The 23,148-nt window shown below is 49.7% G+C and carries 21 protein-coding genes; 11 read left to right on the forward strand and 10 right to left on the reverse strand.

What is annotated here, in order from left to right:
* The first annotated feature begins 566 nt into the window (after positions 1 to 566).
* Positions 567 to 767: a hypothetical protein gene (locus H6F68_RS09085; protein WP_190558324.1), complete on the forward strand. Its 201-nt coding sequence runs from the start codon at positions 567 to 569 to the stop codon at positions 765 to 767.
* Positions 768 to 886: 119 nt separating this feature from the next.
* On the forward strand, positions 887 to 1,753 hold the full coding sequence (locus tag H6F68_RS09090; RefSeq protein ID WP_190558326.1) for a bifunctional 2-polyprenyl-6-hydroxyphenol methylase/3-demethylubiquinol 3-O-methyltransferase UbiG: 867 nt from the start codon (positions 887 to 889) through the stop codon (positions 1,751 to 1,753).
* 21 nt (positions 1,754 to 1,774) lie between these two features.
* Here the strand turns inward: H6F68_RS09090 and H6F68_RS09095 are convergent, their stop codons facing one another.
* From H6F68_RS09095 to H6F68_RS09110, 4 genes are read right to left on the reverse strand one after another with little or no spacing between them, the layout of a single operon-like run.
* On the reverse strand, positions 1,775 to 2,860 hold the full coding sequence (locus H6F68_RS09095) for an ABC transporter ATP-binding protein (RefSeq protein WP_190558328.1): 1,086 nt from the start codon (positions 2,858 to 2,860) through the stop codon (positions 1,775 to 1,777).
* Between the two features lie 13 nt (positions 2,861 to 2,873).
* Positions 2,874 to 3,773, reverse strand: a complete 900-nt coding sequence (locus H6F68_RS09100) for a carbohydrate ABC transporter permease (protein ID WP_190439270.1) — start codon at positions 3,771 to 3,773, stop codon at positions 2,874 to 2,876.
* On the reverse strand, positions 3,770 to 4,684 hold the full coding sequence (locus H6F68_RS09105) for a carbohydrate ABC transporter permease (protein ID WP_190439268.1): 915 nt from the start codon (positions 4,682 to 4,684) through the stop codon (positions 3,770 to 3,772). Before H6F68_RS09105 ends, H6F68_RS09100 begins: the two co-directional genes overlap by 4 nt.
* A gap of 22 nt (positions 4,685 to 4,706) precedes the next feature.
* On the reverse strand, positions 4,707 to 6,017 hold the full coding sequence (locus H6F68_RS09110) for an ABC transporter substrate-binding protein (RefSeq protein ID WP_190439265.1): 1,311 nt from the start codon (positions 6,015 to 6,017) through the stop codon (positions 4,707 to 4,709).
* 152 nt (positions 6,018 to 6,169) lie between these two features.
* Here H6F68_RS09110 and H6F68_RS09115 point away from each other — a divergent pair, with 152 nt between their 5' ends.
* From H6F68_RS09115 to H6F68_RS09140, 6 genes are all read left to right on the forward strand, one after another.
* Positions 6,170 to 6,949, forward strand: coding sequence for a sulfite exporter TauE/SafE family protein (locus H6F68_RS09115; RefSeq protein WP_190439263.1), 780 nt, complete (start codon positions 6,170 to 6,172; stop codon positions 6,947 to 6,949).
* A 90-nt stretch (positions 6,950 to 7,039) separates the two neighbouring features.
* A complete protein-coding gene (locus H6F68_RS09120) occupies positions 7,040 to 8,095 on the forward strand; it encodes an ABC transporter substrate-binding protein (protein WP_190558330.1) in 1,056 nt (351 codons plus the stop codon).
* An 83-nt stretch (positions 8,096 to 8,178) separates the two neighbouring features.
* On the forward strand, positions 8,179 to 9,054 hold the full coding sequence (locus H6F68_RS09125; RefSeq protein ID WP_190558332.1) for an ABC transporter ATP-binding protein: 876 nt from the start codon (positions 8,179 to 8,181) through the stop codon (positions 9,052 to 9,054).
* Between the two features lie 185 nt (positions 9,055 to 9,239).
* A complete protein-coding gene (locus H6F68_RS09130; protein ID WP_190558334.1) occupies positions 9,240 to 10,040 on the forward strand; it encodes an ABC transporter permease in 801 nt (266 codons plus the stop codon).
* A gap of 15 nt (positions 10,041 to 10,055) precedes the next feature.
* Positions 10,056 to 11,393: a cytosine deaminase gene (locus H6F68_RS09135; protein WP_190558336.1), complete on the forward strand. Its 1,338-nt coding sequence runs from the start codon at positions 10,056 to 10,058 to the stop codon at positions 11,391 to 11,393.
* Entirely contained in the window at positions 11,394 to 12,749 is a 1,356-nt protein-coding gene (locus H6F68_RS09140) for an FAD-binding oxidoreductase (RefSeq protein ID WP_190558338.1), read from the forward strand.
* Between the two features lie 6 nt (positions 12,750 to 12,755).
* On the opposite strand, the gene H6F68_RS09145 is transcribed toward H6F68_RS09140, so the two are convergent.
* From H6F68_RS09145 to H6F68_RS09165, 5 genes are all read right to left on the reverse strand, one after another.
* A complete protein-coding gene (locus H6F68_RS09145; RefSeq protein WP_190558340.1) occupies positions 12,756 to 14,294 on the reverse strand; it encodes a tetratricopeptide repeat protein in 1,539 nt (512 codons plus the stop codon).
* A gap of 529 nt (positions 14,295 to 14,823) precedes the next feature.
* Entirely contained in the window at positions 14,824 to 15,405 is a 582-nt protein-coding gene (locus H6F68_RS09150; protein ID WP_190558342.1) for an SMI1/KNR4 family protein, read from the reverse strand.
* A 113-nt stretch (positions 15,406 to 15,518) separates the two neighbouring features.
* Positions 15,519 to 16,862, reverse strand: coding sequence for a cytochrome P450 (locus tag H6F68_RS09155; protein WP_190558344.1), 1,344 nt, complete (start codon positions 16,860 to 16,862; stop codon positions 15,519 to 15,521).
* Between the two features lie 125 nt (positions 16,863 to 16,987).
* A complete protein-coding gene (locus tag H6F68_RS09160) occupies positions 16,988 to 17,950 on the reverse strand; it encodes a polyphosphate kinase 2 family protein (RefSeq protein ID WP_190558346.1) in 963 nt (320 codons plus the stop codon).
* Positions 17,951 to 18,193: 243 nt separating this feature from the next.
* Positions 18,194 to 18,808 (reverse strand): lytic transglycosylase domain-containing protein, encoded by a 615-nt coding sequence (locus H6F68_RS09165; RefSeq protein ID WP_190439235.1) that lies wholly within the window; start codon positions 18,806 to 18,808, stop codon positions 18,194 to 18,196.
* A 386-nt stretch (positions 18,809 to 19,194) separates the two neighbouring features.
* Between H6F68_RS09165 and H6F68_RS09170 the strand changes: the two genes are divergently transcribed.
* Positions 19,195 to 19,998 (forward strand): creatininase family protein, encoded by an 804-nt coding sequence (locus H6F68_RS09170; RefSeq protein ID WP_190558348.1) that lies wholly within the window; start codon positions 19,195 to 19,197, stop codon positions 19,996 to 19,998.
* Here the strand turns inward: H6F68_RS09170 and H6F68_RS09175 are convergent.
* Complete coding sequence (locus H6F68_RS09175) at positions 19,955 to 21,166, reverse strand: SGNH/GDSL hydrolase family protein (protein ID WP_190558350.1); 1,212 nt, start codon at positions 21,164 to 21,166, stop codon at positions 19,955 to 19,957. The two genes, H6F68_RS09170 and H6F68_RS09175, sit on opposite strands and share 44 nt — an antisense overlap.
* Positions 21,167 to 21,535: 369 nt before the next feature.
* Here H6F68_RS09175 and H6F68_RS09180 point away from each other — a divergent pair, with 369 nt between their 5' ends.
* Together H6F68_RS09180 and H6F68_RS09185 are read left to right on the forward strand one after the other, a co-directional pair.
* The gene (locus H6F68_RS09180) at positions 21,536 to 21,730 is read left to right on the forward strand and encodes a hypothetical protein (protein WP_190439226.1); all 195 of its coding nucleotides are present in this window, start codon (positions 21,536 to 21,538) and stop codon (positions 21,728 to 21,730) included.
* 111 nt (positions 21,731 to 21,841) lie between these two features.
* Positions 21,842 to 23,134, forward strand: a complete 1,293-nt coding sequence (locus H6F68_RS09185; RefSeq protein ID WP_190558352.1) for an ankyrin repeat domain-containing protein — start codon at positions 21,842 to 21,844, stop codon at positions 23,132 to 23,134.
* Positions 23,135 to 23,148: the final 14 nt, after the last annotated feature.

Below are 23,148 nucleotides of genomic sequence, written 5' to 3' on the forward strand. Positions count from 1 at the left end.
ATGCCATTGAGATACATTTTGATGCACAGTTGCTTGATGTCATCGGAGTAAGCCCAAGGACGGTAAGACTCGAGAAATTGGCGACCACACTGCTTGCACTGATAGCACTGTCTTCCGCGACGGTGACCGTTTTTAGCCGTGTGAGTGGAGTGACATTGAGGACATTTCATACCTTCATTGTGCCAAAGCCAGCATTACTCTTTCAGCAACGCCCGAACGATCGCTTGGCCCTAAGTTATCTGGTAATTCTTCTGCTGAACATTGCAGCACCTCCAACAGAGCCTTGAATTGGCGGATTGTTAGCTTTGGCTCTGCTCTACCAACTTCCCATACTGATGGTTTGAACAGCTACTGCCAGAGCATCAGCAATTTGCTTTTGAGTCAAATCGTGGCTTTTCCCTAGCCGAAAACACTTGCAGAAAAGGGGGTTCTGGCAGGCGATCGCTTAGCTTCGTAATCTAAATCACCGACACCCGCTCAAATTGTCACATTCTCCCTGATTGCACATCACCTGTGGCAACCGAGGGATCACCGATATTAAATATGTCGATGTTCCCCACACGCAGATGTCAGTTGAACTTGTTGCCCCCCAAGCTACCCTCGAACAAATCATCGCTAAAATCCTGGCTTCCCGCCAAATTAGCCGCCTCGACCAGCGCCTGCTTATGAAAGCCTCTTGCCAAGCTGCTCTAACCACTCAAGAAGAAAACCTACTCAAGCAAGTTTATGAACTGCTGCACCGAGGCTTACTAAAAGTTGTCAACTGAACTCATGAGGCATGGTTTGAACTTTGGCAATTTAGGAAAATAACTTAACACAGGTCAGAATTGAATTCCGTCAGATATGATCCGTATGGATCAATTCATCTACGTCTAGGCCGAATCTTATGTCTTTTGATGCTTCTAAAAGACAAGCAAGTGGAAGTTCAAAAATCCTCAACCGTAGGATATTACCCCCCGTCAAGCTGATAGTGAGCGAAGCCGCTAAAATCGAAGCTTTGTCACGGGATCTACTTCACACAAAGCTTGGTATCAAAGAGAACTTTGATGTCCAGATTGATGAATATCCGAAGATCTATAACCTCAATAGTTTTGGCAAGCAAATCGTCATTCAAATGATGAGGAGCAATCCTAGCTTTAAGGGATTCAAGATTGATCTAAAAGACCATATTCTGAGTCCGCATATTCTATTTTTAGCTGGGACGCTGTGTGGCAATTTTGACCACATGAACACCAGCCCTTTGTATGGCTTTAAAGTTCTAGATATTGGCTGTGGTGCCCTCTCCTCTTATGCACCTTCTCCAGATGATGAAGACTTACTAGTGCACTTCTACAACGATCACCCACCGATCGCCGCCGAAATCCTGCAAATTCTAGGGGCACAAGTCACTGGAATTGAACCCAGACCACACAACAAACAGGAGTACTCACACCCTCTTTCCTACAAGCACAAAGTCATGGAGTTCTCGGAGATTGGCGACTGGCTGCCCTCTGCCGAAGAGAAGTTTGATGTCATTGCCTGCCTGCATCTGTTTAGTCGTTCCGATTTTCTCTATACCTACAGCTCACCCGAGCAAATCACCGACTTCTTCCGTAACTTCAGAAAAGCAATTTCGCCCCAAGGATTGCTATATACCAGCGTGCCTCTCCTGCCTGCCTCGCCAGAAAATCAAGAAACGAATCAGCAAATTTTCCGGGAGGCTGGCTTCAAAGTGATTTATGAGGGGTATTACTGGATTTTGGAACCTGTTTAGACCTAAGTTATGTTTGAGAATTTAAGGATTGAGGCGATCGCCCGTTTCCACATCAAACCAGTGAATTCTGTCCAAGGGCAAAGCGAGACTTACTACCTCACCATCCCACTTATGATCTGCGGGTAGTAAAGCCCGCAGCTTAATTTGGTGGGCTTGCTGATGCTGCACCTGGACACTTAGCAAATTCTGCATTCCCAGATTCTCCACTAGAAAAATCTTGCCCTGCACCGTTACGGCTTGAGGAACTTCATCGCCAACTAAGGCCACATGCTCTGGTCGGATGCCCAACGATATTTGCTTGGGGGCAGTAATGCCTGCGGGTAAAGGAATTTTGGTGTCTCCTAACAAGGCATACTGGCCCTGACAAGGCAGCGTCAGCAAGTTCATTTGGGGACTACCGACAAACCCTGCGACAAACTGGTTGGCGGGATGAGTGTAGATGTGTTGGGGAGAGGCAAGCTGCTGCACACTACCGTTGGAAAGTACGGCAACCTTGGTCGAAAGCGTCATGGCTTCCGTTTGGTCGTGGGTGACGTAGACAACTGGCGTGTTTTGGGCTTCAAACAGTTGCTTCAGCTCAGCTCGCACATGCTCACGCAACAAAGCATCTAAGTTACTCAGTGGCTCATCTAGCAAAAACACATCCGGTCGGCGCACTAAAGCTCGTCCTACTGCCACCCGTTGTCGCTGGCCCCCAGAAAGCTGTCCTGGCTTGCGGCTCATCAACTCATCCAAACCCAGCACACGAGACACCTCACTAATCCGTTGGCGAATTTCCTCACCAGAGAGCTTGCCCCGGAGTTTTAGGCCAGAAGCAATGTTGTCGTAGACGCTGAGGTGCGGGTAGAGGGCGTAGCTCTGAAACACCATTGCAATATTGCGATCGCCCGGACTCATGCGACTGACATCTCGACCTGCGATCGTGATGCGACCTCGCGTTGGTGCTTCTAGCCCCGCAATCAACCGCAAAATCGTAGATTTGCCGCAACCCGACGGCCCCAAGAGTGTCAAGAATTCACCATCCTCTACACTCACGCTGACATCCTTAACCGGAACAACTTTAGGAGTATAGGTTTTGTTTAAATTTTGTAGTTCAAGTTTAGCCATAACGATTTCAGATTTATCCTTTCACCGCTCCCGCAGTGAGTCCTTGAACAATTTTGCGTTGGAACAACAGCACTAGAATGACGAGGGGTAAGGTGCCGAGAACGGTGGCTGCGGCGATCGGACCGTAGGGAATTTCAAAGATGGAGGCACCACCGAGCTGGGCAGCGGCGACAGGAATCGTTTTCATGTCCTCACGGGTGATGAAGGTGAGAGCAAAGATAAATTCATTCCAGGCAGAGATGAAGGTGAGAATGCCTGTGGTGACGAGGGCAGGCAAGGTCATGGGCAGCACGATCTGGGTCAGCATTTGCCAGGTGTTGAAACCGTCTACTTTGGCGGCATCTTCTAGGTCACGGGGGAGTTGCTGGAAAAAGCTCCGCATCACCAGAATGGTCAAAGGCAGGTTAATGGCGGTGTAGGGAATGATCAAAGCTAAATAGTTGTTGCCTAGATTTAAAGCCCGAACTACTTCTAGCAGACCTAAGAACAGCAGAATGTAGGGAAACAGAGTCACGATTAGGACTGCGGCTAGAACTACCCGTTCACCAGGAATGCGGAGACGTGCTAAGGCATAGGCGGCGGGGGCTCCCAGACCTAACGCTAAAAGAGTGGAGAGGATCGAGACCAGAAAACTGTTGCCGACATATTGCAGAAACGGGCGGCGGGTAAACAGTTCTGTATAGTGATTCAGAGTAAAGCGGGTGGGGAAATAAACCGTAGGTACGGCTGAAATATCAGCATTAACTTTGACAGAAGTGAGTAGCTGCCACAGGATGGGAGCCAAGCAAAACAGCGCAATCAGAACTGCGGCGATCGCGACTCCCAAGCGTCGCCGAGAAAAACCTGATGGGGGTAGCTTTGCGGCTTCTACTTCCTCGGATGGAGTGCCAGTAGGACGATCAGTAGTTGTCATCTTGATTCCACTCCTGCCGCTCTGGCTCTGAGTTTACTGAGCAAGAAGCTGGCGATCGCGACTGCCAACACCAGCAGTAAAAAGGTGACGACGACCAAAGCCGCGCCATAACCAAAGTCTAAATAGCGCATGACGGTAGAGTAGACATAGAGAGAAACGGTTTCGGTTGCCCCTCCCGGTCCCCCTCCAGTCATGACGGCAATCAGGTCAAAGATCCCAAAGGCTTGAGCAAATCGGAACAGCGCAGCGATTAGAATCTGCGGCATTAGCAGCGGTAGAGTAATTTGCCGAAAGCTTTGCCAAGCGCTAGCTCCATCGAGAGCATGAGCTTCGTACAAATCATTGGAAATAGATTGCAACCCAGCCAACAACAGAATGCTAATGAAAGGAGTGGTTTTCCAAACATCGGCAATAATCACAGCAATCATAGCCAGCGTCGGTTCACCTAACCAGTTGATTCCCGTCTGGATCAGCCCTAAGCGCAGAAGGATGTCGTTGACCACGCCGTACTGATCGTTGAAAATCCAGGTCCAAGCAAGGGCAATTAAGGCAGTTGGTAGCGCCCAAGGCAGAATCGCGATCGTGCGGATGGCTCCTCTACCGCGAAAAGACTGGTTCAAGACCAGCGCAATGCCCATGCCAATCAGCAGTTCTAGGATTACAGAAGCAACTGTAAATATAGTTGTGTTTTGCAAACTTTCCCAAAAGCGGCCATCAAACACCATGCGCGTGTAGTTTTCAACACCCGAAAACACAGGCTGGAGTTCGGTGCCGAGGTTTTTGGTGAAAAAACTTTCCCAAAACGCCCGACCAATCGGATAAGCAAATACTAATAGCAACAACAGGAGTGCAGGAATAGCTAGAATCCAGCCTGTCGTCTGTTCTCTTCGACGAATTGTATCTGTCGTCATTGGGCCTTGGTGCTCCTACAGCTCAAGCGGTTCCTAGCAATCGACGAGTTTCATTAGCAGCGGCTTGCATGGCTCGTTCTGGGGTCATTTGTCCGGTTAAAGCTGAACTTAAGTAGCGCTGCAAAATATCTGAGGCTTGAGCATATTGAGCGATCGGGGGCCGCAATGCCGCATTGTCGATCACATTTAGCATGGCGGGGAAGAAGTTGTATTTGCGGACAATTTCGGGGTCGTTGTAGAGCGATCGCCGCGATGGTAAATAGCCCGTGCTAAGCGTCACCTTACGCTGGGTTTGGATGCTGGTGAGATATTGCACTGCTTCCCAAGCTTCTTTGGGGTGTCTTGTAGTTTTGGCGATCCCCCAGCCCCAGCCACCTTGACAAGCCGCACTCTCAGCGCCAACAGCATGGACCATTGGCTTAATAGCGATTTTGCCGCGAATGGACGAATCTTCGGCATTCGCTAGCGGCCAAGCGTAAGGCCAGTTTCGCAGAAAGGCGACGGTACCGCTTTGAAACAATCGTCTCGTTTCTTCTTCCTGGTAAGTCACAACCCCCCGAGGGGAAACGCCCGTGTTAATAGTGTCTAGTAAAAATTTCACAGCCTGAACTGATTCGGGCCGATCTAAGCCAACGGCTTTGGTTTGGGGATCAATCCAGAAACCACCAGAACCCGCAAGCACTTCTACAAACATGGCGGCAGCCCCTTCATATTGGCGACCTTGCCAAACATAGCCCCAAGTGACGGCTCCGCTTTTTTGTAGCGCTTGGGAGATTTGCATCAACTCTGTAAAAGTTTCTGGTGGCTTAAAACCTGCTGCATCTAGTAAATCTTTGCGATAGTAAAGCATGCCCGCGTCCGATCGCACAGGCATTCGGTACAGCCCACCTTGATACCGCCCTCCCGCTACGTCTCCTTCCAAGAAGTCTGCGAGATCAGTATCCGCAACTTTATCCGACAAATCTGTTAACCAACCAGCAGCGGCAAACTTAGGTACCCAGACAATGTCCATGTACACCAAGTCGTAGGGAGAGCTGCCTAAAAGAAAGGAAGATGTGTATAGATCTTCAACCGCATTGGTAGCGTTCGGGCCTTCCACAAAGTTGAGCCGAATCCCTGGATGCGTCGCCTCAAAGTCTTTAATGATCGGTTCCCAGGTGGGTCGCTCTGGTGCGCCAATCAGAAAGCTGAGGGTAACGGTTGGCTGGGAGAACGCAGGCACGACGACCAACAAGGTTAGAACTAAGCCAGCGACCCACAACGCGATGAAGCGCGATCGCCGAAATTTCTGAAAAACAGGTTTCAATTTGCTAAAGAATTGCTGGAATGTCATGAATCATTGAACACTTAAATAAACTTGAGCTTAAAAATATAGGTCACCATAATTACGTAGCCTACATCCTAGTGATATCTCGATTTCACAATTGAATAGATAAAGCTTTGAGTATATGAAAATAAATTAAAAGTAAGTTCAACTAAGTTAATATGCCAGCAAATTGGTTGATTCTTGCCAGTGGCGGTCTGTTCTCTGGGATTCTAGCTGGGCTCTTAGGGATTGGCGGCGGCACTGTTTTGGTGCCATTGCTAGTGGCTTTGGGATATAGCCCAGTGCAAGCAGTGGCGACGAGTAGCTTAGCGATTCTGATTACGTCTATTTCTGGAACTGTCCAGAACTGGCGGATGGGGTATTTTAATGCCAAGCAAGTGCTTTACTTGGGGTTTCCCGCCTTGGCGACCGCCCAAATTGGGGTTTACTTGGCGAGCCGCATTGCCCCGTACATTTTGCTGGCAGCCTTTGGACTGTTGCTGTTACTGAATATTTACTTGGTCGATCTGCGCAAACGCCTCGTTGCCAAGGAGCCGCATGCGACCCAGACTCGGATCAACCCACTCATGGCGCGTTTGGGAACTGGGGGAGCCGCTGGCATCTTGGCTGGCTTGTTTGGCGTCGGGGGTGGCGTGATTATGGTGCCTTTGCAAATCTTGCTGCTGGGAGAGCCGATCAAAACAGCGATTCAAACTAGTTTGGGGGTCATTGTGCTTACCGCTATCTCAGCTTCCGTCGGGCATACGCTAGCAGGCAACGTACTAGCAACGGAAGGTTTGCTTTTGGGGCTGGGGGGGCTAGTAGGAGCACAGATCAGCACGCGGTTTCTCCCTAAACTACCAGATGCGATCGTCAGCCTGATCTTTCGGGGATTTTTGGGGATTCTATCGCTCTATATTTTTTGGCAAGCTTGGCAAAGTTACAGTAGCCTGTCTTAAATTGACAGAACCCAGGCTAGAGCCAGGGAATGCTAATCTCCTGGGAGTCAAGGTTGATTTTTAAGTTTTCGGGGACAAGGTAGGGTGATCATGGGGCAACTGAACCGCCGCAAGTTTATTCGCTATAGCACGCTGGCACTAGGCAGTGGTATTGTGGCCGCTTGTGCCAACAACAACCAGCCATCTACTTCTAGCGGTGCAGGTTCAGCGGCGGGGAACGGCCAGCTTGATAAAGTCAACTACGGAACAAATTGGTTTGCCCAAGCCGAGCATGGGGGATTTTATCAAGCCGTGGCGGCTGGCATCTACCAAGCACATGGCTTGGATGTGACGATTCAAATGGGAGGGCCGCAGGTCAACGGGACTCAACTGTTGATGGGAGGAGCAGTTGACTTTTTTATGGGATATGGGTCAGATGCCATTAAAGCGATCGCAGAGGGCATCCCTAAAGTAACGGTGGCTGCCATTTTCCAAAAAGATCCTCAAGTGCTGCTGGTTCATCCTGGAACAGGCCGTGACTCTTTAGAAAAACTCAAAGGCGCTCCTATTCTAATTTCTGCGGCAGCTAATACAACCTTTTGGCCATTTCTCAAGTCCAAGTATGGCTTCACAGATGACCAAAAGCGTCCTTACAACTTTAATGTGGGGCCATTTCTAGTTGATAAAACCTTTGTGCAACAAGGATATTTAAGCTCTGAACCCTTTGAAATCAAGCAAGAAGGCGGGTTTGAACCAGTCGCATTTTTGCTGGCTGACTACGGCTACAGACCTTACTCCACCACGATCGAAACCCGCAAAGATTTAGTGGAGAAGCAGCCTGATTTGGTCCAGCGATTTGTGGATGCTTCGATCAAGGGATGGTATAGCTACTTTCAAGATCCGGCGCTGGGTAATGAGTTAATTAAAAAAGCTAACCCTGAAATGACTGATGCTCAGCTGGCTTATAGCTTGGAGAAAATGAAGCAGTATGGCATTGTGGTGTCTGGTGATGCTGAGAAGTTGGGAATCGGAGCGATGACAGACGATCGCTGGAAGGTATTTTTTGACAGCATGGTAGCGGCGTCTGTATATCAGCCCAATACTAACTACAAAGAGGCTTATACGCTTCAGTTTGTGAATAAGGGAGTCCAAGCTTATCAAGCTTAAAGAGTCTGAGCTGTTCCTACAAGCAGTGATATTTGCCAAGATATCTTTAAGGCTGTGGTCATACGATAAGGAGATTGCGGGGAATGGATACGCCCTCAGCGCAGGAGTGCCCTGAATCCTGCCACCAGCCAGACTTGCCTGAGTCTCGTTTTGCTAAGAATTCTTGTGCGATCGCGTTCCACCAAGTCAGTAAGGTCTACTCCAATGGCACGACCGCCTTGAAGGAGATGAACTTAAAGATTGCGGAGTCTGAGTTCATTAGTTTGGTGGGGCCTTCGGGATGCGGTAAAAGCACAGCGCTGCGGATCATGGCAGGCTTGGGGGAGGCGAGTTCTGGGGAGATTGCGTGGGGCGCAGTTCAAGCGGACGCTAAGGCGGCGAGGAAGTTTTGGCAGCGTCCATCCAGTTCAAAACTGGCACCAAAGTTAGCCTTTGTGTTTCAGGAAGCGGCGCTGATGCCCTGGGCCACGGTGCTGGAGAATGTCCGGTTGCCGTTGCAGTTGGTAGGAATGTCCAAGCTGGCAGCTAGGGCAGCGGTGGCTGAGGCGATCGCGCTGGTAGGGCTGGAGGGCTTTGAGCAAGCCTATCCCCGTGAGTTGTCGGGCGGCATGAAGATGCGGGTTTCGATCGCGCGGGCGTTGGTGACGCAGCCTGATGTTTTGCTGATGGATGAGCCGTTTGGAGCGCTGGATGAGATGACGCGGAGCAAGCTTAATAGTGATTTACTGAGTTTGTGGAGTCAGAAGCGCTGGACGGTGGTGTTTGTAACGCACAACATTTATGAGGCGGTGTATTTGTCGAATCGGGTGGTGGTGATGGCGGCGCGTCCGGGGCGAGTGGTAGCGGAGGTGGAGGTGGCGGCTCCTTATCCGCGTTCGGAGGAGTTTCGTTTGTCGTCGTTGTTTAATGAGTATTGTCGGGAGGTTTCGGGGGCTTTATCTTTGGGAGCGGGGTTCTGAGTTATGTTTTTGGAAATCCGAGCCTTGGAGACACTCGCCCCCAAACTCCCGCTGAGGGACGGTTGCGTCCCCCAGACCTCCTCCAAAAGGTATTTTCAATTATTTCTCCTTTTGGGCTACTTGGTATACAAATCTGGCTCCCCTTCCCTACAAGGGAAGGGGCTGGGGGTTAGGTTTCAAGTGAAATGCAGAGATTAAAAGTGCTACTGGGCGTTGATATTCTGCCACCATTGGCGATCGCGGTAGTCGCTCTATTCGGGTGGGATATCTTTGTGCGGGTGACAGGGATACCACCTTATCTTTTGCCTGGGCCACTTTTGGTGTTGCAGACGCTGGTTCGGGATTGGCCTGAGTTATTTCCGGCGTTGTTGGTGACGCTACAAATTACGCTGGTGGCTTTTCTGGCGGCGGTGGTTTCTGGGGTAGCCATCGCAGTTTTGTTTGCCCAAAGTAAGTGGATTGAGCGGAGTCTGTTTCCTTATGCGGTGCTGTTGCAGACGACGCCTGTGGTGGCGATCGCGCCGTTAATCATTGTGTGGTTGCGGAATAACACATTTGCGGCGTTGGTGGTCTGCGCTTGGATGGTGGCGCTGTTTCCCATCATTGCTAACACGACGTTGGGGTTAAATAGTGCCGACCATAATTTGTTGAATCTGTTTCAGCTTTACCGAGCTTCCCGCTGGCAAACTTTGTGGTATCTGCGTTTGCCGAGTGCGCTGCCCTATTTTCTCGGTGGTCTGCGGATTAGTGGCGGGTTGGCGTTGATTGGAGCGGTGGTAGCTGAGTTTGTGGCGGGGACAGGTGGGGCACGTGCGGGAATTGCTTATCAGATTTTGATGGCGAGCTATAACTTGCAGATTCCGCGCATGTTTGCGGCGCTGCTGATGACAACTGGTTTAGGGGTGGCGATCTTTATGGTGCTGACGCTGTTGTCTGATTTCTTGCTGCGCCACTGGCATGAAAGTGCGATAAAACGTGAGAATTAAATCTTTAACCCTTGCATGTTGCCAACTTCTGATCATTACTGGCTCCTGAATGCCCACGTTCCAGTTTGTTTGCTAGCAGGCAATCGCCCTGAGATTACGGCTCAACAGAATGCCGATGGCTTAGCATTAGTTGACCTGGAAATTCAGGCTGGGCTGGTGCGGTCGATTCAACTGGCGCGATCGCGGCCTAATCCCAATCAGGAAACATCTCCCTTACCCTCCTTAGACCTGCGAGGAGGTCAGGTTTGGCCTTGCTTTGTGGATATTCACACACATCTTGATAAAGGGCATATTTGGGAACGAGCAACAAATCCTGACGGCACGTTTGCCAGTGCGTTGACCACAGTCGAGAAGGATGCCGCTCAACATTGGGACTTGGAAGATGTGTATCGGCGGATGGAGTTTGGTCTCAAGTGCAGCTATGCCCACGGCACGCGAGCTATTCGGACTCACATTGATGCGATCGGGGAGTTTTCCCAGCAGAGTTTTGAAGCGTTTCGGTTGCTCCAGCAGGAGTGGCGCGATCGCCTAATACTGCAAGCGGTTTGCCTCGCTCCTCTAGAAATGTTTCTCACCCCCGAAGGAGAAGCTCTGGCAGACAAAATAGCAGGGTTGGGAGGAGTGTTGGGAGGATTTGCGCCTGTGCATCCGGAGCTGGACGCTCAATTGGATCGCGTGTTCGTTTTAGCGCAGGAGCGAGGACTGAATTTAGATTTCCATACCGATGAAACCGATGATCCAGCCAGCAAAACGCTGAGGCAAGTGGCAGCAGCAGCCCTACGCCACGACTTTAAGGGGCAGATTGTCTGTGGGCACTGTTGTAGTTTGGCGGTACAAGATCCAGCAGAAGTGGCAGAGACATTAAATTTGGTGCAGCAAGCCCAGATTGGCATTGTCAGTTTGCCGCTGTGCAATTTGTATCTGCAAGACCGCGTACCCGAACGCACTCCTCGCTGGCGTGGCGTGACTTTGCTGCATGAATTACGCCAACAAGGTATTCCCGTCGCGATCGCCAGTGACAATTGCCGCGACCCCTTTCATGGTTTTGGCGATCATGATTGTCTGGAAGTCTTTACACTTTCCACCAAGATTGCTCATTTAGATCGCCCCTATGGAGACTGGCCCCGTGCGATCGCCACAACCCCCGCTGATTTGATGCAACTGCCTGAGGTTGGGCGCATTGGCGCGGGCTTACCTGCCGATTTGATTTTGTTTAGAGGTCGCACTTTTAGCGAGCTACTGTCGCGATCGCAGCACGATCGAGTGGTTGTGCGATCGGGCCGAGCTATTGACACCACCCCACCCGATTATGCTGAATTAGATCATCTGCGCGGCTTTACGGAGATTTGCTAGATGACTACGACCCCTGTCAACACGATGAACCTCGATGCCCTGATTGCGGAACTGGTAGGGTTAGAAATCATTACTGACCCCGCGCAGGTCGCAAAGCTGTCACAGGACTACTACAACTTCAGCCCAGTGCTACAGCCGCAATTGGCGGGTAAAAAGGGCGATTTAGTCGTGCGGGCGGCGGGTGAGGCAGAAGTGTTGCGCGTGGCCGCAGCTTGTGTCAAGTTCCGAGTTCCCTTAACGGTGCGGGGAGCGGGAACTGGCAACTACGGGCAGTGTGTTCCTCTCAATGGTGGGGTGATTCTAGATTTAAGTTCGATGCAAGCGATTCGTTGGATTAAACCGGGATTAGCTTGCGTGGAGCCAGGGGTGAAGCTAGCCAACCTTGACAAGAAAACGCGAGAAATTGGCTGGGAGATTCGCATGGCTCCCTCGACTTACCGCACCGCTACCATCGGTGGGTTTATTGCGGGGGGCAGCGGCGGCATTGGCTCAATTACCTATGGGCAACTGCGCGATCGCGGCAATCTCCTGGCAGTGCGGGTCGTGACAATGGAAGACGAGCCACGTGTGATCGAGCTACGGGGCGATGAGGTGCAGAAGGTAAACCATGCCTATGGCGTGAATGGCATTATCACCGAATTGGAGATTCCTCTGGGGCCTGCTTATCCTTGGGCCGAGTGGATTGTCAGTTTCCCTGACTTCATGACGGCGGCTCGCTTTGGGCAAACCTTGGCAGACTCCGATGGCATCATCAAGAAACTAATTAGTATCCACGCTTGGCCAGTTCCTACCTACTTTGCAGCGCTCCGTTCCTGCATCCCAGGAGGCTCTCACTGTGCGTTGCTAATGGTGGCGGAGTCCTGCTTGGAATCTTTAGCAGATTTAGTTAAAGAATATGGCGGTACTGTTTGCCAGCAAAAAACAGCCCAGGAAGCCAGTCACGGCATGCCCTTGGGAGAGTTTTCCTGGAACCACACAACACTCCATGCCCGCAGTGTTGATCCCTCCCTTACCTATTTACAAACTCTCTTTCCAGATGACAAAAATCTTAAGTTGGTAGAACACATCTATCATCATTTCGCCGATGAGTTGATGATGCACCTAGAATTCTTCCGCGTCGGTGGCGTGGCTCGTCCTGCCGCTCTCCAGTTGGTGCGTTACACCACAGAAGCTCGCCTCAACGAGATTATTACCTACCACGAAGCGCAGGGAGCCTTTATTTTCAATCCCCATACTTACATCCTGGAAGATGGAGGCATGAAGACGATTAACGTAGAGCAACTAAAGTTTAAGGAGATGGTAGACCCCTACGGCTTGCTCAATCCAGGTAAGATGCGAGCTTGGCTAGAACGCTAAAGGCGGCTATGTTCGAAAAAATGAAAGAAGCTGATTGAGGAGCGTTTCTGCTTGCTGATAATGCTGTTGTGCAAGTTCAACCTTACCTTGAGCTTCGTAAAGTTTGCCGATTTGCTGAAGCACCTGCACTTGTCCTTCAGGAAACCAAAATTCTTGATAAAGTGCTAACGCCTGCTGATAGGCAGCCAACGCCTGTTCAGGTTGCCCCTGTGCCTGATAAACCGTACCAATTCGAAAGTGTAACAGAGCAGTTGTGAGAGGCTCGTGGTTAGATTTTTGGCTGGGCTGAAGGGTGGACAATGCCTGCTGATAGGCTGACAGGGCAGGTTGCCATTGTTGCAATTGCTGATACGTCTCCCCCAAGAACTGTAGCGATGCAGCAATGTTAATCGACTGCCCCTTGGATCGAGAAATCTCCATTTGTCGCTGTTGCACAGATAGAGTTTGTTCCAGCCGCCCTAGCTGCCGATAATCGGTCCTCATCCTGCTCAGGATGTTATCTTCGGCAGGCGTAAAGGGGGATTCACGGGCGATCGCCACTGCCCGATCATAGTAGTACTTGGCACGCTTAAGCTGTCCCGCTTCCAGGTAAAAGCTACCAATGGTTGCCAGCACCTCTGCTCTCCGAAAGTGATCGGTTCCGCCTAGATCCAAAGCTGGCAGCGGTTCTGATAGCGCCTCTTTTGCTTGTTGTGTATAGGCAGCGACTTGCGCCTTCTCTCCTTGTGCCTGATAAAGATCGCGGATATTTTCTAGCGTCAAAACCCGATCGACAATTCTTTCAGGCTCTCCGCGTCTGTTTTCCAGAGCCGCTAACCCTTGCTGATAAGCGGCTAACGCTAACTTAGGCTGTCCTTGTGATTGATACACCAATCCGATGCGATTGAGCAGTTTGGTTTTTTGAAAGAAGACACCCGGTAAGTTATCCCCCATCCGCCGATATAGAGATTGGGCTTGCTGATAAGCCGCGATCGCTCGTTCGGGTCGTCCAGCTAGATGATGAACTGTCCCCATCTTGGTGACGATGTTAGCATTCGTCCATTCCCCCTCGATCTCGTGTTTGAAGGCTAATGCCTGTTCATAGGCAGATAACGCCTGGTCAAACTGTCCTGATGCCTGATAAATATCGCCGATCGCAATGGCAGATGCTTTCCCTCGATGCGGCAAACGCTGCGGAGCGGCAACCACAATGCCTTTCTGATGAAGTGCCAAAACTCTTTGATAGTAGGGCAGCGCTGCTTGAAGCCGTCCTCTGAAGCGAATTCTATTTGCAAGCTCCATCAAAACATCGGCTTCTTGAGTGCGATCGCCTACTTCCTGCAAGAGTCGAAATCCCTGCTCGTATAGAGGCAGGCTGGCTTCTGGAAACCTGGCAGAATATACCCACTCAGCTTTAGAGAGCAGTAGCATTGCTCGTTCTCGGCGATCGATTTTAGGGGGTTTGCCCTCGGCAATTGCTACCGAACTCGACCATCCAGGCAAGTGAACGGGTAGGAAAGAAAAGACAAGCGTGAGGGCGATCGCTGAAAATTGGGTAAGACGCATCAGTAGAAGTATTTTTTGATACGAGCTTTCCACAGTCTAAGCACAACTGCAAAAAATATCGGAAATTATCAAAAAATTAAGTTTGAGTGATGACGGATGACTCGTTCTAAGTATGAGATGAGATTGTCCGACTAGCGATCGCTCCTAACGGTATCAGCACTACTACTTGAAAAATCAGGATCACGGCTGATGACTGCATCTAATTTTTGAGAACAGTACAAGCTATCTGAACAGCATCTTCAAAATCACTCAAACTAGATGCAAACGCTGAGTCTAAAACTGCCCAATTGATAGGACAAATTACCATAGAAGTTAGCATTTCTGAAATCGCTTTGAGAGGCACAACGGTTTGGGTCAGTGGTTGCCGATACCCCTGCATTCAACCCAAGCGGCCTCGGTCAAGCCGCTGCATCCGAATTGTTTATCGCGATTTTTGAAATTTTTGGCTTCTTGTCAAATAACACTCTATACAGCTATGCATTTGGTATGCAATGAGATCATTAATCTCGGTATGAGTTTAAGCAAGGATTTACTTATTAGACTCTAGTATCTCAAAGTCAACTAAATCAACTAACCCGTAACCATCTTCGGAAAACTGATATTCTCCTCTTTCTAAGGTATCTGCGAATCTCTCCAAGTATGCTCGAAAACTAGGAGCAACTAGCTGTCGAGCTGGTTCTTGCCACTCAACAATAACTACTTGTCCGACACACCCCCCCGCTGCTGGGGCTAAATCTACACATTCGCAAGCACCGTTACTTTCATTTGTGAATGGAATCCAATAGCGATTCCACCAACCGTTCCAGATTCCTTCGGAGATATCTTCTGGAGCGCATCTAAAATCTTCATTTGCGCAATCTTGCCATTTTTGAGATATTGCAATCATGCTCTGAAGAGAGAGGAACTCCAATTCTGGGAATAAGGAATAAGAGTCTTCAGCCTGACCATTATGTATCCGGTAAGACAACCTCAAATCATCAGGAAAATCTACGCCAAAAAATGCTTCTGCTTGAGCAATCTCCTCATCAGTCGCTTCTGAATGGAGACTTTCCATAACTTGAGGTGCATGGGTTGTCAACCAACTATCAATCTTTTTCCAAATTATTTCCATACTCTTTATCTAATATTTTTCATCAACTCTAAATGACATCTCTTCTATACAATGCAATGCGGGTTAAGGGCGCGATCGCCCCTCCCCAGCTCTATCCAGTCAATATCCCTAACTCATCTCTTTCCAGTCATCACCATTCGCACGCTACCTTTAGGAGCGAGGGTGAAGCCACGGCGTTGGAGTTTCACGGGCTCGTTATCTGCCAAGGTTAGTTGATATTGAGAGAGAACTGTTGCCAAGACCAACTTCATTTCTAACTGCGCTAAAGCGTATCCTAAGCAGCGCCGACTGCCGCCGCCAAACGGGAGATATTCTGAAGGGGAGTATTGCCGCTCTAGGAACCGCTCTGGCTGGAACTGTTGAGCATTGGGATACAGCTCTTCTCGGTAGTGCACCAGATAAATGCTGGGGATAAAAGTGGTTTCAGGCGCAAACTCCTGGCCTGCTATCTGCACAGGTGATTTGGCAACGCGAGGGAAAATTACTGGGAGAACGGGGTACATTCGCAATGCTTCTTGGCAAACGGCATTGAGGTAAGGCAATTGAGCTAGCTCCATTGGAGATGAGCGATCGCCCATGCTGTCTAGTTCATGCAGCAACTTCTCTCGCACCTGAGGGTTGTAATGGATTTGATAGAAAGCCCAAGCCAGAGTGGTTGCTGTTGTTTCGTGCCCCGCAAACAAGATGGTCAGAAGTTCGTCTCGGATCTCCTCATCGGTCATGGCTTGCCCCTGCTCATCTCGCACTGCCATCATCAGACTTAGGACATCCTTACGACCTGTTTCTCCTTGTGTACGTCTCTCTTCAATTTCTGCCTGAAGGAGAGCATGCACTTGGCGTTGCCGTTGCCGCATTTGGCCCCAAGGACTCCAGGTTCCCCAATCTTTTTGTAAGAATTTCAGAAATAGGAAGCTAGAGCGGAGTGGAGAATCTGTCATGTCTAGCCATTGCGTGAGGAGGGGTTTAAGTTGCTCGTAGCGCTCTCCTTCACTCAAGCCAAAGACAATTTGCAGAATGATCTCTAGACTCACTCGCTGCATTGCTGTTCGAGCTACAAAGGTTTGCCCCACTTGCCATTGGCTAGCAACCTGTTCTGTGATCAAACAGATCTGTTGGGCGTAGGTCTGGAGCCTTTCTCCATGAAAAGGCGGCATTAACAGTTTGCGTTCGCGACGGTGGCGATCGCCATCCATCAACATCAGAGAGTTACGCCCAATCAGAGGTTCCGCGATCGCATTGGCTCGACCAATATCAAATTTGGCATCTTGGCTAAAGATGTCCTGGATCGCTTGCGGATTGCCCACCACGATTGGTCTTCCTAGACTCCCCAGCCGCAACGTGAACATATCTCCATACTGCTGGCTGTATTTCTGCTGAAATTGGATCGGGTCGGCAATCCAATTGAGCAATTGCCACCAAGCAGGTGTGTTAACCGGATTTGGTAATGGGCTCGACATGATCTCTCTGCTGATTATTGATCTATTTCTAGAGCTACTAATTCACCAATTGGATTTGTCAGGTTAAGTGGGCAAAGCTCATCCAACCCCAAGACTAGTAGCGCCTCATGATCTGGCGCGATCGCTCAATCGGGAATCACAATCTCATTTAATCCGGGGGGTTCAGCAGGATACTGAGGATTCATGGATTCTAAAGTATCTGCGATCGTGCGAGCCACTACCAGATTTCGATACCACTTTTTGTTAGCAGGAATTGCATACCAAGGCGCATATTCCGTCGAGCAAGAATTGAGCGCATCTTGAAAGGCTATTTGGTAGTCGTCCCAAAGGAGACGTTCTTTGACATCATTTATCGAGAACTTCCAGCGTTTATCGGGTTCTGCTAAGCGAGATTCGAGGCGGCGCTTTTGCTCATCTTTGGAGATGTGGAGAAAGAACTTGAGCACCGTGATGTGATTCAGAGCCAACATATGCTCAAACTCATTAATCAACTGGTAGCGCCCTCGCCAAATCTGTTCTGGCACCAACTGCTTCACCCGCGTCACCAGCACATCTTCGTAGTGCGATCGGTTGAAGATGGCGATCATGCCTCGTCCCGGTGTCCGTTGATGGTATCTCCAGAGAAAGTCGTGATTGAGTTCTTCGACACTAGGTTGCTTAAATGACCAAACTTGGCAACCTTGGGGATTCACGCCTTGAAACACACTTTTGATCGTGCCGTCTTTGCCGCCAGTATCAATGGCTTGTAGCACGATCAATAGGCTTTGCTTTTGCTCAGCGAATAAGCGGGCTTGTAGTTCTTGGAGGCGTTGCCTTTGCCGCTCCAATTCTTGTTCTGCATCTTTTTTATTTTGGTAAGCATTCGACTCGTTAGGATCGAGATCGGTTAGAACAATCGGATGCCCAGGACGGACGCGATACCGAGGATAATCTGGCCTAGGATGGCGATCGCCGACATTATCCTCCGGAGTCATCACATCTGCGATCGCATCGGTGGCTTGATTGGCGGCTTTTTGAGCCTGATACATCTCTGTACTGATGCCGTTCTCTGCCGCTGCCTTCTTGGCTGCCTGCTTCTTCTTGCCCATCTGCTTTCCCCTGGCTTACCCGCTTGACTCACCTGAGTAAGTGCATCACTTCAGGCTGTCTGTTTTCTAAGGTGAAGCGATCGCTTTCTCTTTTACAATCTAGCGATCGCTCTCAGCCTTATTCTAGCGACCACACTCAGTCGCACTGTCACCTAGCAAGCTTTCTCAAGATCTACATTTTCCATATTGTGCTGAACTGGGTTTGTGGAACGGGCTTTGCCCACCCCACATAACCCCAACCGTTTACCAAGGGCTGTAACCTAGCTGGTCGATTCCCAACAATCCTTTTTGCTGTTCATAGCGCTGCAAGATTGCTAGCGTGTACTCGGCAACGCTGGGGTACCGGTGTCCGCCATAATAGCTGGCTGTAGTGTGGTTATAGCGATAAGGCTTGCCGCTGTACCAATGGGAAGCCACCCGACGAACGGCGATCGCTTCATCCCCGTTACTGGCAACTAAAGCAGCTTGCCAATATTGATTGAGTTTGAAGTCAATCACTTGGAGTTGGAGTTCAGGACTGTTGAGAAATTCTGAAGCTGTAATGGAGTGACCGAGGGCTTCTTTCGTCCAACTGGGGATGTTGGCAGGCATGACCTGACCGTAGCCCAAGGCTCCTGAATGGCGGTTCACAGCTCGAAAATTAGCGCCACTTTCTTGTCCAATAATGGCGCGGCGGAGCGCAATCACTTGAGGAGGAAGCGAAGGGGTCGTTGATGATGGTTCTACCTGAAAATCATAGGTGCTGGCTTGAGCCGCAGGAACCACCACGGGCAGAGCTAGCCCTCCCATCAACAAACCTCGGACGACCAGAGTGGTTACGGCTGTGAGGGAGCGCGAACTTGTCCACTGTTTTAGCAAAATCTAACCTTCCTAAAATCAACTTCACACGGCATAACTTGAGTGACCAAAACTCAAGTCTCCTTACGATGCCTGTGCTCCTAAACCAGCAAATCGGTAAATCTACGGCTATTGGCTCTCTGCTGAGAGAATTTAGTGGGAATTTGTGACGCTGCGATCGCTGAAAGACTGATTCTGTGGTTCGAGTTAGCGTCAGAATTAAATCAAGAGCCGATCGCGTGTGATTGAGCTAGCGATGTTTGGGGCGATCGCTGAAGCGGAATCTTCGTGCTTATACTGAACTGAATGGAATTCCAGATTATGAGAGGCTGCGAATTAGCTTGAAGCAATCCGTGAACTTCGGTGTTGAATGAATCAGGATAATTTTTTAATAAAGACTTTAATTTATGCATAGCTTTATTCCTCCGGAGCGGTTTTTCCCCTATCTCACCTGGACAGAAATTCAAGCGATGCCCGATAAAGCCAATGTGGTGCTAGTGCAACCTCTAGGCGCGATCGAGCAGCATGGGCCGCATTTGCCGCTAATTGTGGATGCGGCGATCGGGGAGGCTGTTTTGGGTAAAGCGTTGCAGCAGCTAGAGGCCAGCGTTTCTGCCTATGCCTTACCACCGCTGTACTATGGCAAGTCCAACGAGCACTGGCATTTTCCGGGCACAATTACGCTCAGTGCTCAAACTTTATTGGCAACAATCAGCGAAATTGCCGAAAGTGTCTACAGAGCGGGATTCCGTAAGTTAGTGCTGCTGAACTCCCACGGTGGACAGCCCCAAGTACTAGAAATCGCGGCGCGGGATTTGCATGTCAAGTACAAGGATTTTAGTATCTTTCCTTTGTTCGTTTGGCAAGCTCCACACATTGCCAAAGAACTCCTCAGTCCTCAAGAACTGAAGTTGGGCATTCATGCGGGAGATGCGGAAACCAGCTTGATGCTGGCGATTTTACCAAACCAAATTCGGATGGAAAAGGCGATCGCGGAATATCCCCCAGAGCAGCCCGAAGGAAGTCTTTTGAGCATAGAAGGTAAACTACCTTTTGCTTGGACCACGCGAGACTTGAGCCAAAGTGGAGTAATTGGTGACCCGACCACTGCCAGCGCCGAAAAAGGCGATCGCCTCTTAGAGTCGCTGGCAGCAGGTTGGGTTCAAGTTATCCGAGATGTGTATGCGTTTCAGCCGCCTCAACAACGCTAGCAGGACCATTTGCTAAAACTTCTCGACGCCGCCACACTTGGCTGATTCCCAAACCCGCTAAGGCTAGAAGCCCCCAAGCAGTCGTGGGTTCAGGGACAGAAGCTGAAGCCTGGCTGCTAGATCGCAGGGCTGTCAAAGTTGCGGAGTCTGGAGCTGACGCAGATTTGAAGGCAGCAAAGGTTGAAGTTGCCAAATCTGTGCTGGCAGGTTCAGGTGCGGCGAAAGCTGTTGCGGTTGCCGGTGAAGATAGAGCAACGAGGTTATCGAAGGCGAAATTACCAATCAACTGGTGAGCGGCTGTGGTGGGATGGATTCTGTCCCAAAACAGATACTCATTGGGGTTGCTACAAATGCTGAATGGTTGTTGAACAAAACAAGAATCGGTGACATTGGTCAAGCCAAACTGAGACGGTTGGTTGATGACCTGCTGAAACAAAGCATTGACATCAAGCGGAATGATATTGGCATCAAAACCAGGCGATCGCTCTAAGCGCCTCATTTGGCGGAAGAGGAAATTATTGTGAGCTTTGGATAAGGCATTTAGCCTCGGGGCATCAGTGGTAGTACGGGTTAGCGGTAAAGTGCCTAAATCTGGTAGATTCACCACCAAAATATTTTGTGCTCCAGCCGCCTCTAGCGCACTAACTGCTGTAGTAATGTTGGTGACAGAGGGCTTGGGATTGGTAAAGGGTTGAAAAGTACTTTCTGTTGGTAGATAGTCATTCGCACCAGCCCACAGCACAAAGAGCGCATTCGGATTAGCAGGAAGCTGCAAGTTAAGAAACTGGGCAATTTGCTGTTGCAGCGCTGGGAAAAGGGGAACTACGGTATTGGCTGTGCCTGAAGTGGCACCCCCAAAAGCAAAATTGGCTCCTTGCAGCGGCGGGTTTTGAGCCGAAAGCTGAGTGCTAGGGACAGGGCTAAGACCCAATTGAACTGATAAGTATTCCGCCCAAACAGAGCCATTGCTAAATCGCTGGGCATAAGGAGGGCTAGGGGGCACTAACCCGGCTGATGCTCTATAGGCGTTACCAGGATCGCTCAGACTATCGCCAAAAAAATACACTTGATTGAAGCTTAGGGTGGCGGCGGTGCTGGGCTGGCTAATTAAGGTCAAGCTGCCGATCGCGATCGCAGCTCCCGAAATTCCTGTTAGTACTGTTCTCATAAAGCCTGTTCAATCTAACTTTGTAGAAAATTCGTTGCAAGAACGATCTTTAGTTTGTAGCAAGCTTTACGTAAAACCACTCAGTATTCGAAATAACTTCACAGGAAATTCACCACTCAATCAAAAACCGATGTTACAACAGGGGCTAAGGAAGTGAAGTCTCAGTTATGTCGCAAATGCGATCGCCAGGATGAGCTTCCTGCCCTTTACCCTATCCACAGTCTAAAAATTGTAACTTTAGATACCATTCCTGTCTTAATTTGATTACATTGGAGTTAGAGACATTTCAACTTCCGTGTTTCAGCCACGGTTTTCCAGTCACGGGATTTCCAGTCACAGCATTTAGTTCTGTCAGTCGAGGTTTTAACTATGCCTGAGCTTACCTGCACAGTTCCAGTTCCCCGAACTCCTCAAGAGTTGGATCAAGCTATTAAGCGCTATCGGAATACCGATTTACACGGCTACGAACTTTTCTGCCAATGGCAAGCCATCTGCGAAGGCTCAATGCAGCAAGACTTTTCCGAGCCTGGTGCAGACACAGTTCCCGGTGAAGACAGCTATTAAGCATTGCCAACATAACTAGCAGATCTTTCCTGAAAAACTAAAGCTCTAGAGCGTAGGTAATACAGTATCGGCCCCTGAGGGTCAGTGAATTACCAAGCTCTAGAACAGGTCATGAGAAATAAGTTTTTGGTATCTCTAGCAGGGCTGGCGATCGCCTTCATCGGTTTCACGGCTGCGACTGCTACTGTGCCAAATCCATATCAATGGCTGCTCTTAAGCAAACTAGCCATTCAACCCAATCCCAATCTTTGCCAAGATGCTGCCTCCATGCGGCGCTATCTAAGTAGTGGTGGCAATCCCAATGCAATGACTACCCTTGGACAGGGAAGCACTGGGCAGGAGGTCTCTTTATTGGGCTGTGCCAATCCACAGGTAGCAGAGTTGTTGCTGGCTCAGCCAGATTTAGATTGGTATCAAGCCTTATATGATGCTGTGTCTCGCTATAGTGGCAACAGTGGCAAGCTCACGATAGAAACGCTTCTTGAAAAAGGAGCTGATGTCAATCACAAATTTGAGTCCGGCAAGACGCTCCTGCATGTAGTTAAAACGCAAGCGATCGCCCAGTTGTTAGTCACAAAAGGGGCCGAGATTAACGCCAAAGACTTAAACAACAGCACACCCCTGCATGTAGCTGCCACGGATGCGACCACCAGAAACATCGTTAAGCTACTTTTAGCACAAGGTGCCGAGGTGAACGCCCGCGATCGCGAAGGCAAAACGCCATTACATGCAGCAACAGCAACAATCCAAAATACAGAAACCGTGAAGCTCTTGCTAGCTTCTGGTGCTGAGGCTGGAGCCAAAGCGCAGGACGGCAACACTCCCTTGCATGGAGCTGCCATAATGCGGCTTGATGTGGCAGACCTGCTACTACGCCAGGGAGCTAACCCAATGGCTAGACATAGAGATGGGAGAACCCCACTCTCCTTAGCCGTGGAATTCTCCTCGCCAGCAATGGTAGAACTGCTACTGAGCTCAGGAACTAATCTCAATCTGCCAGATGGTTATGGCATGACTCTGGTGCATTGGGCAGCAAGATCTAGCCAGGTGGAAACTCTCAAGCTAATCTTGGCGAGAGAAGCTGATGTCCGGGTTAAGCGCAAAGATGCCATGACTCCTTTAGCGATCGCCGCGCAATTTCCAGACGCGAAAGGAGACAAAATCAAACTGCTGCTGGCCCAAGGGGCAGATGTAAATGCCAAGGATAGCCAAGGCAAGACAGCCCTACACCATTTAGCTGCCACCCCTGCCATTGAAAAAAGAAAAGCCTTTGAGCTTCTCTTAGCCGCAGGAGCAGAAATTAACGCTAAAGATCGCGCTGGCAATACACCGATACAGTTAGCTAAAAAAGCTGGTCTTCAAGGAGAAATCAGCCTTCTCAGAAATCGTGGCGCAATTGAATAGAGCCAGCAACCTAC

The sequence above is a fragment of the Trichocoleus sp. FACHB-262 genome, assembly GCF_014696035.1.
Classification (GTDB): domain Bacteria; phylum Cyanobacteriota; class Cyanobacteriia; order FACHB-46; family FACHB-46; genus Trichocoleus.